General features: G+C 39.0%; 13 protein-coding genes. 8 read left to right on the top strand and 5 right to left on the bottom strand.

Going from position 1 to position 12,753, the window contains the following annotated elements; genetic code table 11:
* The first annotated feature begins 109 nt into the window (after positions 1-109).
* Both A9C19_RS17060 and A9C19_RS17050 read left to right on the top strand, forming a co-directional pair.
* On the top strand, positions 110-1,852 hold the full coding sequence (locus A9C19_RS17060) for an ABC transporter ATP-binding protein (RefSeq protein WP_072581040.1): 1,743 nt from the start codon (positions 110-112) through the stop codon (positions 1,850-1,852).
* Positions 1,853-2,249: 397 nt separating this feature from the next.
* Positions 2,250-2,555 carry an HAD hydrolase family protein gene (locus tag A9C19_RS17050; protein WP_083584424.1) on the top strand — a complete coding sequence of 102 codons (306 nt, stop codon included), beginning with the start codon at positions 2,250-2,252 and terminating at the stop codon, positions 2,553-2,555.
* 353 nt (positions 2,556-2,908) lie between these two features.
* On the opposite strand, the gene A9C19_RS17045 is transcribed toward A9C19_RS17050, so the two are convergent.
* Positions 2,909-3,979, bottom strand: a complete 1,071-nt coding sequence (locus tag A9C19_RS17045) for an FUSC family protein (protein WP_072581038.1) — start codon at positions 3,977-3,979, stop codon at positions 2,909-2,911.
* Between the two features lie 262 nt (positions 3,980-4,241).
* Positions 4,242-5,528, bottom strand: coding sequence for a glutamate-1-semialdehyde 2,1-aminomutase (locus tag A9C19_RS17040; protein ID WP_072581037.1), 1,287 nt, complete (start codon positions 5,526-5,528; stop codon positions 4,242-4,244).
* A gap of 166 nt (positions 5,529-5,694) precedes the next feature.
* On the opposite strand from A9C19_RS17040, the gene A9C19_RS17035 reads away from it, so the two are divergent.
* From A9C19_RS17035 to A9C19_RS17025, 3 genes are read left to right on the top strand one after another with little or no spacing between them, the layout of a single operon-like run.
* Positions 5,695-6,711 carry an ABC transporter ATP-binding protein gene (locus A9C19_RS17035; RefSeq protein WP_072581036.1) on the top strand — a complete coding sequence of 339 codons (1,017 nt, stop codon included), beginning with the start codon at positions 5,695-5,697 and terminating at the stop codon, positions 6,709-6,711.
* 14 nt (positions 6,712-6,725) lie between these two features.
* Complete coding sequence (locus tag A9C19_RS17030) at positions 6,726-7,517, top strand: ABC transporter permease (protein WP_072581035.1); 792 nt, start codon at positions 6,726-6,728, stop codon at positions 7,515-7,517.
* A gap of 4 nt (positions 7,518-7,521) precedes the next feature.
* A complete protein-coding gene (locus A9C19_RS17025) occupies positions 7,522-8,307 on the top strand; it encodes an ABC transporter permease (protein ID WP_072581034.1) in 786 nt (261 codons plus the stop codon).
* A 111-nt stretch (positions 8,308-8,418) separates the two neighbouring features.
* Here A9C19_RS17025 and A9C19_RS22330 read toward each other — a convergent pair whose 3' ends face one another.
* From A9C19_RS22330 to fabZ, 3 genes are all read right to left on the bottom strand, one after another.
* Positions 8,419-9,234 (bottom strand): hypothetical protein, encoded by an 816-nt coding sequence (locus A9C19_RS22330; RefSeq protein ID WP_233499195.1) that lies wholly within the window; start codon positions 9,232-9,234, stop codon positions 8,419-8,421.
* 215 nt (positions 9,235-9,449) lie between these two features.
* On the bottom strand, positions 9,450-10,022 hold the full coding sequence (locus A9C19_RS17010) for a histidine phosphatase family protein (protein ID WP_072581031.1): 573 nt from the start codon (positions 10,020-10,022) through the stop codon (positions 9,450-9,452).
* Positions 10,023-10,027: 5 nt separating this feature from the next.
* Positions 10,028-10,453 (bottom strand): 3-hydroxyacyl-ACP dehydratase FabZ, encoded by a 426-nt coding sequence (fabZ, locus tag A9C19_RS17005; RefSeq protein ID WP_072581030.1) that lies wholly within the window; start codon positions 10,451-10,453, stop codon positions 10,028-10,030.
* Between the two features lie 128 nt (positions 10,454-10,581).
* Between fabZ and A9C19_RS17000 the strand changes: the two genes are divergently transcribed.
* The 3 genes from A9C19_RS17000 to A9C19_RS16990 all read left to right on the top strand — a co-directional run bounded on the left by A9C19_RS17000 (position 10,582) and on the right by A9C19_RS16990 (position 12,647).
* Complete coding sequence (locus A9C19_RS17000; RefSeq protein WP_158515109.1) at positions 10,582-10,983, top strand: potassium channel family protein; 402 nt, start codon at positions 10,582-10,584, stop codon at positions 10,981-10,983.
* Between the two features lie 63 nt (positions 10,984-11,046).
* Positions 11,047-11,517, top strand: coding sequence for a thioredoxin-dependent thiol peroxidase (gene bcp, locus A9C19_RS16995; RefSeq protein WP_072581029.1), 471 nt, complete (start codon positions 11,047-11,049; stop codon positions 11,515-11,517).
* A 17-nt stretch (positions 11,518-11,534) separates the two neighbouring features.
* Positions 11,535-12,647: an aminopeptidase gene (locus A9C19_RS16990; protein WP_072581028.1), complete on the top strand. Its 1,113-nt coding sequence runs from the start codon at positions 11,535-11,537 to the stop codon at positions 12,645-12,647.
* The last annotated feature ends 106 nt before the right edge of the window (positions 12,648-12,753 follow it).

The raw sequence follows: 12,753 nt of genomic DNA, 5'->3' as shown, positions 1-12,753 counted from the left end.
AGGGAAATGATAAGAATAAGAGCTGATTTTTGGTTATCTGGGGCGAACGAAAGCTGTCAGGAGCCTTTCTAGTTAGGGTTGGTTCTGTTTTATGAAACGGGGGATTGATTTGGGCGCAATAAAAAGATATATGAAGTTTGTGAAGCCATATCGATTACAAATTATTGGGACGATTTTTATAGGCATTATCAAATTTTCGATTCCATTGCTTTTGCCTTTATTGATTAGACATGTGGTGGATAATATTATAGGTGGAACAGCAACGGATGCAGAAAAAACTCAAGAATTGTTTACGATTATGGGTGCGGTGTTTGTTTTGTTTGTTGTCGTTAGACCACCTGTAGAGTATTATCGTCAATATTTTGCACAGTGGACAGCGAGTAAAATTTTATATGATATTAGGGATCAATTATTTACCCATCTTCAAAAGTTAAGCTTGAAATATTATGCGAACAATCGAGCGGGAGAAATTATTTCACGCGTGATAAATGATGTAGAGCAAACAAAGAATTTTGTTATAACAGGGTTAATGAATGTATGGCTGGATGTTGTAACCATTATTATTGCGATCATCATTATGCTCACGATGGATATAAAGCTAACGTTAATTTCAATTGTGTTATTTCCGCTATACGGACTTTCAGTAAGGTATTTTTACGGAAAGCTTCGTCACTTAACAAGAGTGCGCTCGCAAGCTTTAGCAGAGGTGCAGGGACATCTTCATGAGCGTGTTCAAGGAATGCCCGTAGTTAGGAGCTTTGCAACAGAAGATTTTGAGCAAAATCAATTTGCCAACGTAAACTCGAATTTTCTCACAAAAGCATTAGACCATACAAGCTGGAATGCTAAAACATTCGCTGTCGTTAATACGCTGACAGACATTTCTCCATTAATCGTGATCAGCTATGCAGGCTATCAAGTGATTATGGGACAATTATCAATTGGGACGATGGTTGCCTTCATTGCTTACATAGAGCAATTATATGGACCTTTACGAAGATTGATTAACTCATCAACCACGTTAACCCAAGCCTTTGCTTCAATGGACCGTGTGTTTGAATTTATGGATGAGCCATATGAGGTTGTCGATAAACCAAACCCACTAAAAGCAACACAGACAAACGGTGAGGTTGAGTTTAAGCATATATCCTTTAAATATCAAGAAGAAGAAAACATGATCATTCATAACCTCTCTCTAAAAGTAAAAAGAGGGGAGACGGTTGCACTTGTTGGAATGAGTGGTGGGGGGAAATCGACCCTTGTAAGCCTACTCCCAAGGTTTTATGACGTAACCTCAGGCAGTATTCTATTAGACGGAATCGATATTCGGGACTATCAAGCACAAAGTCTTCGCCAGCAAATTGGGATGGTGCTTCAAGATACCTTCTTATTTAGTAATACTGTAAAAGAAAATATCCTTATCGGAAAACCTGATGCAACGGATGAGGAAGTAATAGAAGCAGCAAAAGCCGCGAATGCTCATGAATTTATTATGAAATTACCGAATGGGTATGATACAAAGGTTGGGGAACGTGGTGTTAAGCTATCAGGAGGTCAAAAACAACGTGTCTCCATTGCGCGTGTATTCTTGAAGAATCCACCAATCCTTGTTCTTGATGAAGCTACTTCTGCACTTGATTTAGAAAGTGAACATCTCATTCAAGAAGCCCTAGAAAAACTAGCAAAAGATCGCACAACCTTTATTGTCGCGCATCGACTCTCAACCATTACACATTCCGATAAAATTGTCCTCCTTGAAAATGGGGAACTAGTGGAAGAAGGTACACATCAGGAATTAATGGAGAAACAAGAGCATTATTACAAGCTCTTTCAAATCCAGCAAATAGATTGAGGGATGGAGGCAGTTTCCTCGTATTAAGGTAATTAATTGTAAAAAATATCGTTAATTGGATGTCAAGAGAGCAGAGAGAAAATATTAACCCCATTAGGAGGGTGGGTCAAAACTTAATCATTTTTTTAAATGACGAACGATTATCGTTTGACACAATGTTACTTATTAATATGTTGGGGTGGAAGAACAAGTACGTTTCATTCCACTACAGCTACTTGCTTTCCGCGGGGAAAAATGAACTGCTTTTTCCTAGGGAGGAAGAAGAGCCTCTTCGGCTACGTCTGTAGGGTCTCACCCTTTCCTCTACCTCTCAAGTCTTCCGCTCCATTACACTAGCAATTAACAATGGTATGCAGAAACAATACATGTAGTGAAAAAGAATAAAACCCGAACGATATTGGGATTTTTCATTGAAATATCACCTGATCGTTCGGGTTTCTCATTAACTGCGACACTTATGTCACTAAATAGATCAAAAGAATGTGCAATTCAAGAAATAGCAGAGTTACTTACTATCCCTCCTAATAAAATTATTGTATTTGGTGACGACTTCAATGACATAGGAATGTTCCATTTATGTGGTTACCCTGTAGCGATGGGGAATGCAATAGAAGAATTAAAATGCATAGCAAGAGAAGTTACAGACACTAATGATAACGATGGTGTGGCAAAAACAATTGAAGCATTGTTTGAATTGTACTGACCAATAAGAGTAACCCAATTTCAATTTAGTAATTATAGTAGGAATGTGAAGATTTACACTTAAAGTAACGGGCAGTTTTAACCTAATTACGGATGGAAATTCAAGACCTAAGATAGGCAAGTTTTATGCACTACTTGCATATTTCGGTTTGTTTTACATTCTTACCTTCACAAAACATACTGCTGTTTATAGCATTTTTTAATGGCCAAATACATTTTGTCATAAAGATTTAGGGGTTAATAAAAACTTACTCACATTTACACATTCGGTATATTGGTATGCTGCATTACGGTTTTCTTTCTTGAATAGAAATGAACTATACACAAAAAAGACTAGCACAAGGCTAGCCTTCATTATTCTTCTTCCGTAATTTTCACTTCATTATCTTGTTTATGGTAGTTTTGGAAGCTGTACATTAATGTATCTAAATGCTCAAGCTGTTCACTGTAGTCAATAATCGTTGAGATTAACGGGAGTAAATGATAGAAGCATGAGGGATCTTCTTCATCGTGATAGTTCATGAAATAATTAACAAGCTGCTGCTTATTAAACTTTCCTTCGTCCGTTAACTCCTGTGAAGGATGTGTTTTTGTTTTACCAATAAATCGTAATAATGATTCTTCATGAATATATAGTAAATAATCTAATTCATTTTTAAGCAGCTTTTGAAAATCCTCCGGCATATGATGGAGTTCATTTTCAAGCCGGTGTAGCTTTTTTAATGTATCAAGGGCACGATTCGTCGTAACAATCATTTGTCTAAAAAGAACAAGCTTTCGTGATTTAGCATAGGATTCTCTTTTGAAATAGTTACGTTCTTCCTTATAATGAAGATAAAGCTGATCAAGCTTGATCATTTGCTCCTTAAGCTTCTCAATATCATCCTTCAAGACGTTATGCTCGGATGCTTGACGTAAGTTAATTCGAACCCACTTAATAATTTCCTCTGTGTTTGTACTCACTTTATTATACAATTTCGTTTCATATTTTGGTGGTAAAAACACCATGTTCACGATAAAGGCAGCTAATACACCTAAAAGAACCGTGAAAAACCGAATCAATGCGACCTCGGTAAAATTATCACCAGGACTTTCTAAGATGGCAATGACGGTGACTAGTGCTACAGGAATGGTTGTTTCTGCTCGCAATTTTAAATTAATTGCAATCACAATAATGGCTGTTAACCCGATAACAAGAGGGTGAGAACCAAACATTAATCCAAAGCCGATTGCTAACGCAGCCCCAATGACATTTGCTTGTATCTGTTCAATAATGGAAAGATAAGAGCGATAAATCGTCGGCTGTATCGCAAAAATAGCTGAAATCCCAGCGAATGCGGCAGAAGGTAATTCTAAAAGTGTTGCTAAAAATAGAGCGAGTGTAATAGCGATCCCTGTTTTTAAAATACGGGCACCAAGTTTCATGTAAGTTTATTGACATTCCTTTCTTGACAACAAATAAATAAATCAATACCGTACTATACCCTCATTTAAGTGAATAAACAAGATGGAAAGTGTCTTTTTAGTAAAAATTTAATTTATTTTCTAGAACAATCTAGATTTTCACCTTTTGTGTAGAAAATCAATCGTGTTATAGGTTGGCTGAGCCGATGGGAAGCCTACAATAGAAGGAAAGACAAGAATACCTAGGGTACACTTGTCTTTTTTGATTCTCTCTATGCTAGGTTTACAGCTGGCTAAATGCTTTTTCTACAGCTTGTAACGTTACATCAATGTCTTCGTTTGTATGAGCAATTGTTAGGAACCATGCTTCATATTTGGAAGGGGCAAGGTTAATTCCTTGGTGTAGCATAAGCTTAAAGAACTTAGCGAACATCTCACCATCCGTATTTTCAGCCTGCTCGTAGTTAACGATTTTCTCCTTAGTAAAGTAAATCGTTAGTGCACCTTTTAAACGATTAATCGTGATCGGAATATTATATGTACGAGCATGCTTTTCTATACCTTCTTCTAAAATCGCGCCTAGCTCGTCTAGTTTTTCATATACATTGTCCTGCTTAAGAACTTCTAAACAAGCAATTCCTGATAAAATGGATGCAGGGTTTCCTGCCATTGTTCCTGCTTGATAGGCGGGTCCTAATGGGGCCACCTGTTCCATAATTTCCTTCTTCCCACCGTAAGCACCGATTGGTAAACCGCCACCAATAATTTTTCCTAATGCAGTTAGGTCAGGATATACGCCTAGATAATCTTGAGCTCCACCGTACATGAAGCGGAATGCTGTGATTACTTCATCATAGATGACGAGCGCACCTGCAGCATGAACAAGCTCATTCACTTGCTCTAAAAATCCTGGCTTAGGCTCAACGATTCCAAAGTTACCAACGATAGGCTCTACTAAAATAGCAGCTACTTGATCTCCCCATTTATCAAGTGCTTCCTTTAATGGTTCTATTTCATTAAAAGGAACGGTAATGACTTCTTGTGCAATGCTTTTTGGGACTCCTGCTGAATCTGGTGTACCAAGTGTAGACGGACCAGAGCCTGCCGCTACTAAAACAAGATCAGAGTGACCGTGATAGCAGCCTGCAAATTTAATGATTTTGTCTCGACCTGTATAAGCACGAGCAACACGAATGGTTGTCATAACCGCTTCGGTTCCAGAGTTTACAAAGCGTACCTTATCTAGTGCAGGCATTGCTTCTTTCAGCATTTTTGCAAACGTGATTTCATGTGGAGTAGGCGTTCCGTAAAGAACCCCATTTTCCGCAGCCGTTTGAATCGCTTTTGTAATATGTGGGTGTGCATGGCCTGTAATGATTGGACCGTAAGCTGCTAAATAATCAATATATTTATTTCCATCTACATCCCAAAAGTAGGCGCCATTTGCTTTTTCCATTACAACTGGTGATCCACCGCCAACTGCTTTATATGAGCGAGAAGGGGAGTTTACCCCTCCGACAATATGTTGTAATGCTTCTTCGTGTAATTCCTGTGATTTAGTAAATTCCATGTTATCCTCCTACGATAAACTAACTTGAGAGATTATGCTTTATTCTAACATGAAATACATCTCTTAAAAAATTTCAGTTATCTTCTATTTCTGAACGATTACCATTTGTTGAAAAGAGCACTTTCCGTTAAACTAGGAAGTTGTGGTGAAATTTGGAGGGACAAAAATGACAAATATGATAGAAGTGAAGGATTTAAGGAAAGAATTTAGATCATACTCTAGTCGTCAAGGATTAAAGGGTGCATTTCGAGATTTATTAAATAGACAGTCAAAAATTATCCCGGCCGTAAATAATGTTTCGTTTACAGTTAAACAAGGTGAGATGGTTGGCTATATTGGGGAGAATGGAGCAGGGAAATCCACCTCAATTAAGATGCTAACAGGGATTTTAACGCCTACATCTGGAGAAGTACTGGTCAATGGCATGAATCCACATAAAGAGCGTGAGCAATTCGTCAAATCAATCGGAGTTGTTTTCGGCCAACGTTCCCAGCTTTGGTGGGATATTGCTGTTCAAGAATCCTTTCGATTATTAAAGAAAGTGTACAAAGTTTCAGATGCAGACTATAACGAGCATATGGAGCATGTCATTTCAACACTTGATATAGGTCCATTATTAGATAAGCCAGTACGAAAGCTGTCGCTTGGTCAACGAATGAGATGTGAGCTAGCAGCAGCACTTATTCACAATCCACCACTACTATTCTTAGATGAACCGACAATTGGACTTGATGTGTTAGTAAAGCTGAAAATCAGACAATTTCTTAAGGAAATGAATGAAAAATATAAAACAACGATTCTCTTAACAACACATGATCTTTCAGATATTGAAGCGTTGTGTGAACGAGTGATCATGCTTGATGAAGGAAAAGTCATCTACGATGGTGAACTAGCTAAATTACGATCGCAATGGGGAGAAGGCAAACAGATTCAGTTTCAATTTGAAGAAGAATTAGTACAGGATCAGCTGTCCTTTTTAACTCAAGATCTTGAGGTTGTATGGCAAAAGGGAGATAAACTCAATGTCTGGTCTGCGCTGATTAGTGATCAAGAATCACAGATGTCGGAACTGATTGGCCGTGTAGTTGGTGCTCATCAAATTAAAGATTTGCGTGTAACAGAAATATCAACAGAGGAAGTCATTCGTACTATTTATGAAAAGGGAGAGGCCCTTTCAAGCTAAGTTGAGGTGGAGACATGGATAAGTATATTGAAATGATCAGAATCCGCTTTTTAATGATGCTTGCGTATCGAACAAATTATTATAGTGGAATTCTCATTTATAGCATTAATATTGGTGCCTACTATTTTTTATGGACAGCCATTTATGGCGGCAAAGAATCAATTGAAGGATTATCGGTTATCCAGATGACAACCTATGTCGCGGTATCGTGGATGGCACGTGCCTTTTATTTTAATAATATTGATCGAGAAATAGCGCTTGAGATAAAAGAAGGGAAAGTCGCGGTAGAACTCATTCGCCCTTATCATTATTTAGGGATGAAAACGATGCAAGCCTTTGGGGAAGGGGTATTTCGTTTATTGTTCTTCTCTATACCAGGAATGATCATTGTTGCGCTTGTATTCCCTATTCAATTTTCTGCGAATGGAGCTACCTGGCTTTGGTTTGCGGGGTCGCTATTATTTAGTTTTATTATTAATACACAAATTAATTTAATGACAGGTATGCTTACCTTCTTCTTATTTAATAATGATGGATTAATGAGAGCAAAACGCGTGGTTATTGATTTGTTTTCAGGTTTATTACTTCCTATCAGCTTTTACCCGCTTTGGGCACAAGACGTAATGAAGTTTTTACCCTTCCAATCAATTAGTTATATTCCAAGTATGATTTTTACAGAGGGAATCACCGGAAGTGAAGTGTGGCAAAGCATACTGATGCAAGCTTTTTGGGCAGTTGTATTACTCATTCCAGTTCAAGTGCTTTGGTCAATAGCGAAAAAACGAATGATTATTCAAGGGGGATGAGGACGTGTTTTACTTTTCAATGTTTACACAGTATGTCGGACAATATATGAAAACACGTATGCAGTATCGTGCAGATATGGTCGTGGAATTGTTATCAGACATGATGTTTCAGGTAACAAACCTCGTGTTTATCCTTGTTGTCTTCGGTCATACGCAGTTTCTAAGTGGTTGGACGCGTGATGAAATTATTTTTATATACGGCTTTTTCTTAGTCCCTTTTGCAATCTTCGGAGCATTCTTTAATATTTGGGATTTCAATGAACGTTATATTGTAAAAGGGGAAATGGACCGAATCTTAACAAGACCGATCCATAGCTTGTTTCAAGTCATTTTAGAAAGAATGGAGCTAGAATCCTTGTTCGGAGCGGTAACTGGAATCGTTATTATGGGATACGCTTCTATTCAACTCGGCTTAAGCTTTCATTGGTATGATTTCTTTTTATTCATTCTTTTTGCGATTAGCGGAGCCTTTGTGTATGCCGGGATTTTTGTGTCTCTTGCTAGTATCGGCTTCTGGTCTGACGCAAGAACCTCTCTGATGCCAATGATGTACAATATCGGAAACTACGGTCGCTATCCAGTGGACATCTACAATGCTGTTATCCGATTTGTATTAACGTGGATTCTTCCCTTTGCCTTTGTTGGAGTCTATCCAGCAGCCTTTTTCCTCGGGAAAGAAGAATGGTATATGTACTCCTTTTTAACTCCTGTGATGGGAGTAGGCTTTCTAGTTCTTTCTGTGTTGCTTTGGAATGCAGGTGTAAAGAGGTATCGTGGAGCAGGAAACTAGTGAAGGGATGCCAGTGATGATCGTTTCTAGAGATGAAATTGGATGCCTTGAGAGGGAAGCGACAATAGAGTAAGTACAATAAAAAGCTTGGGGAATAAATTCCTAAGCTTTTTATTCATCTTCTAAGTGTAATAAGTTCTCTTCGTATTGATTTTCAGTCGAATACCCCATTTGATAAATATCCTTCTCATTCCGGACAAGATATGCGTATTCCACTTCTGGTTCTTTATCAAATGTTACACCAATGATATATGGATTCATACTTTCGTAGCCATCCTCACGATGTGGGACTGTCCAAAATGTCCACGTCTCCTCAGGATACTGTTGCTCCAAGTGTGTCTGTAAATACCCTACTTTATTTTCAAGTTGGAAATCAATCCAATATGGACGTACCAAATAAAAGACACTTAATGAAAGGATGTAAACAACAGCTAAGCCTTGAATGATCTTCTTCCATTTTCCTTTCAAATAGAAAGATACTGCTAAAATAACGAGTAAAATGACACTGGCTACTATCCATTCGATAAACTCAATTGGATGCATGGAATACCTCCTTATTTTGTATCTTGGATTTGCCTTCCTCACTTGCATCTTAGTAGGTGAGTTGTCGCTTTTTGGAGAGGAGGGTGTGACGGAATATGTCGGATGTTCCCGAATCGCGGATAGAGGTGCCGTAATCGCGGATAGGCGTGCCATAATCGCGGAAAGAGGTGTCATAATCGCGGATAGGAGTGCCATAATCGCGGAAAGAGGTGCCGTAATCGCGGAAAGAGGTGCCGTAATCGCGGAAAGAGGTGCCATAATCGCGGAAAGAGGTGCCGTAATCGCGGAAAGAGGTGCTGTAATCGCGGAAAGAGGTGCCGTAATCGCGGAAAGAGGTGCCGTAATCGCGGATAGGACCCGTAAAATCGCGGAAAGAGGTGCCATAATCGCGGATAAGACCCGTAAAGTCGCGGATAGCCCCCGCGAAACATGGAAAAAACCTCATATGCGAGTCGTTCTGACCCATAAAAAGCGGCTCCGGCCAAAGAAAATAGCAGAAAATCCTTTAAACTCTCCTCATAAATCGCCAAATCAAACAAGCTATACACAATGCCTAACAAAATACCACCATCAATATTCGAATCTCCTAAACTCTCAATCTATTCTGACCTTCTTACGTAACTAACGCATGCCCAATGCTTGGTGGAATGCTTCTTTTCATTCTGCCACCCACGTTTTAGCAATTCTTTAGCGATAAGTTTGTTAAAGATTCCGTGACCGATAAGAGTGATGGATTGGTGCTCCTCTGCAAATTCCACTAATAATTCTGCTGCAGCAATGGCTCGCTTTGTTGCAGCTACTTTTGACTCACAGTGATTAGAGTAACCGAAAAGCCAGGCAATTCTCATAAGAATTAGCCATGTACCTGGGCGAAGACGAATTCTGTTAAATAGGGTAGGAGGAGCTGGAATCTCAACCTCACGGAATAGACCTTCTGCAACGTCTGGAGCTCTGCCGCTTAAATGTGTGGCAGAGGAAATGGATCTTAATAAGTCGCTAGTAACTAGAAGGCTTGCTTTAATCGCTTTCGTTTTAGATGCAACTGGGACTGGAGCTTCCGTAATAATGCCGCTTTGATCATACTGCAAAATCCAAGTGCGTAGCTCGCTAGCGGTAATTTTATGTTGATTTGTCCAAGTAGACCGACCATGTCTGATAAATGAGATTTCCATCGTGGTTATTTGTTCAGAGCAAGTGTTAGCTCGGCTTCACAAACAATTTCACCGTCTACTTTTGCTATTCCTTTTGCTTTTGCGATATGGCCTTTTTTACGTGTGATGTCAGCCTCTAAGTGAAGTTGATCTCCTGGTACCACTTGTTTTTTGAATCGGCAATGGTCAATCCCTGCAAAGAAGCCAAGTTTTCCTTTATCTTCATCGTTTGCAAGTAGTGTGATGGCGCTAACTTGAGCAAGTGCTTCCACAACTAATACCCCAGGCATGACTGGATATTCTGGGAAATGTCCATTGAAAAATGGCTCGTTACTGGATACGTTTTTTAACCCAACAGCGCTTTTTCCTTCGTTTAGCTCTAGGATACGGTCAACCAATAGAAGGGGATAGCGGTGTTGAATGATTTCTTTGATTTGTTGTGTTGTTAACAATCTATTCAACTCCTTTTTCTATATTTTAACATTTGTTATTACTATCAGGTACTAAAAATATCGTTTCATAACTTGTCTTCTTCATGTATATATTGTACAAAGTGAACCTCAGAAGGTGGGCTATTGGTGTGCAGATTCTATTTGCGTTGTGTGTGGCCATTTGTATTTTTATGAGCTTTAAAAGTGTTATTGTGGTCTGCTTTCAGAAGAATTTTCTTTCCTTTGAGACTGTGGTGATGATTACTTATCTTTATTTATCCTTACTCATTGGCTTTGGGATGATTTACTTGATTTTAATTCAGAGTCAGGTGCACGTGCTCTTTGAAGCAGGTGTTCCGGTGTCAGGTGGATATTTTCATAATTTAGGTACAGCGATTTATTTTAGTGCTGTTACCTTATTTTCTGTAGGGTATGGTGATGTTGTTCCGGTGGGCTATGGTCGTTTGCTTGCAATAGCTGAGGCATTGATCGGCTACATTCTTCCAGCTGTGTTTGTGGCTAGGACAGTGATTGGCATTGAAAAGCAGTAAATAGTTGTAGGAATCCCGAAAGTTGGTTACGCTTATGTAAGAATGAATTTTGGAGGGATTTTTATGACAATTGAAATTGGACAAGATGCGCCAATCATTGAATTACTAGCGGATAACGGTGAAAAGGTATCTCTTGCAGATTATAAAGGCAAGTATGTCGTCCTTTATTTTTATCCGAAAGATATGACGCCTGGATGTACGACTGAAGCCTGTGATTTCAGAGATCAGCACGAAAGCTTTGCAGGTGTAAATGCTGTGATTCTTGGTGTAAGTCCAGATCCACAAGAGAAGCATCAAAAATTCAAAGAAAAGCATGATTTGCCATTCCAGCTATTAGTGGATGATGAACATACATTAGCGGAAGCCTTCGATGTGTGGAAGCTTAAGAAAAATTTCGGAAAAGAGTATATGGGGATTGAACGTTCGACCTTTATTATTGATCCAGAAGGAAAGCTTGTAAAAGAGTGGAGAAAAGTACGAGTGAAGGATCACGTTGAGGAAGCACTACACTACATAAAAGAAATTCAAGCATAAAGATAGCGGGTGAATATATGAGAGACGAACGAATTACGAAGTTAGCAGCAACGTTACTGAATCATTCGGTTAAGGTAGCTAAAGGGGAAAAGGTATTAATCAGAGGTCACCTAAACACAAAGCCTCTGATGACAGAATTAATCGATCAAGCAAATGAGCTAGGTGCTCATCCTTATGTGGACATTTTTGATGATGAAATTAACCTTCATCTAGCAAAAAATTATCATAGGGATCAACTAGAAACACAAGCAGCATGGCAGATGCAGGTATATAAAGATGTAGATGCAGTCATCATTATCATTGGGGAAGAAAATGATGCGGAAATGTCTGAAATCCCAATGGAGAAGCATCGTCTCCGTGGTGAAATCATGAAGCCTGTCTCAGAATTTTATGTGAATAACCGGAAGTGGGTCCTTTTAAACTATCCAACTAAGGGATTAGCACAAAAGGCAGGAATGAGCACAAGAGCATTTGAAGATTATTTATTTGAAGTGTGTACAGTGGATTATGAAAAAATGGCGAAAGCAGTTGCGCCTTTGAAAAAGCTTATGGAAAATACGGACCGTGTTCGCCTAACAGCACCTGGTACTGACTTGAGTTTTTCAATTAAAGACATTCCTGTCGTTCCATGTACAGGTGAAGCGAATGTTCCAGATGGTGAAATTTTTACAGCACCTGTAAAGAATTCGGTGAACGGAACGATTTCCTTTAACACGCCATGTCCATATCACGGCACAACCTTCCGCGACGTAAAGCTTACGTTTGAAGATGGAAAAATCGTCGAAGCAACGGCTGATCAAACTAAAAAGCTAAACGATATTCTTGATACAGATGAAGGAGCAAGATATATCGGTGAATTTGCGATTGGCTTCCACCCGTATATTGAAGAACCAATGGGCGACATTTTGTTTGATGAAAAGATTTGCGGAAGCTTACACTTTACTCCAGGTGAAGCATATGAGGAAGCGAATAACGGAAATAAATCTGCTATCCATTGGGATATGGTACTGATTCAAAGACCTGAATATGGCGGCGGCGAGATTTATTTCGATGATGTTCTGATTCGTAAAGACGGTAAGTTCGTGTTACCAGAGCTAGAAGGATTAAATCAGGAACATTTAAAATCATAAATTTCTTGAGCCTATTTTTTTATTAGAAGGCTATAGTCCAGCCAATTCGTTCATTATGGCGTATTGTGTAGAGAAGGCATTACCTCCTCAAATGTTAGCGCCGGAT

Source organism: Bacillus weihaiensis, assembly GCF_001889165.1.
In the GTDB taxonomy this organism is placed as follows: domain Bacteria; phylum Bacillota; class Bacilli; order Bacillales; family Bacillaceae; genus Metabacillus; species Metabacillus weihaiensis.
Note: the sequence above shows the minus strand (reverse complement) of the source record. Positions and strands in the feature narration are given on the sequence as shown.

Coding starts and splice junctions, on each gene's coding strand:
- A9C19_RS17035 (WP_072581036.1), top strand. CDS start 5,695: ATGACAAATATGATAGAAGTGAAGGATTTAAGGAAAGAATTTAGATCA.
- A9C19_RS16990 (WP_072581028.1), top strand. CDS start 11,535: ATGAGAGACGAACGAATTACGAAGTTAGCAGCAACGTTACTGAATCAT.
- A9C19_RS17010 (WP_072581031.1), bottom strand. CDS start 10,022: ATGGAAATCTCATTTATCAGACATGGTCGGTCTACTTGGACAAATCAA.
- bcp (WP_072581029.1), top strand. CDS start 11,047: ATGACAATTGAAATTGGACAAGATGCGCCAATCATTGAATTACTAGCG.
- A9C19_RS17045 (WP_072581038.1), bottom strand. CDS start 3,979: ATGAAACTTGGTGCCCGTATTTTAAAAACAGGGATCGCTATTACACTC.
- A9C19_RS17030 (WP_072581035.1), top strand. CDS start 6,726: ATGGATAAGTATATTGAAATGATCAGAATCCGCTTTTTAATGATGCTT.
- A9C19_RS17040 (WP_072581037.1), bottom strand. CDS start 5,528: ATGGAATTTACTAAATCACAGGAATTACACGAAGAAGCATTACAACAT.
- A9C19_RS22330 (WP_233499195.1), bottom strand. CDS start 9,234: ATGGCACCTCTTTCCGCGATTTTACGGGTCCTATCCGCGATTACGGCA.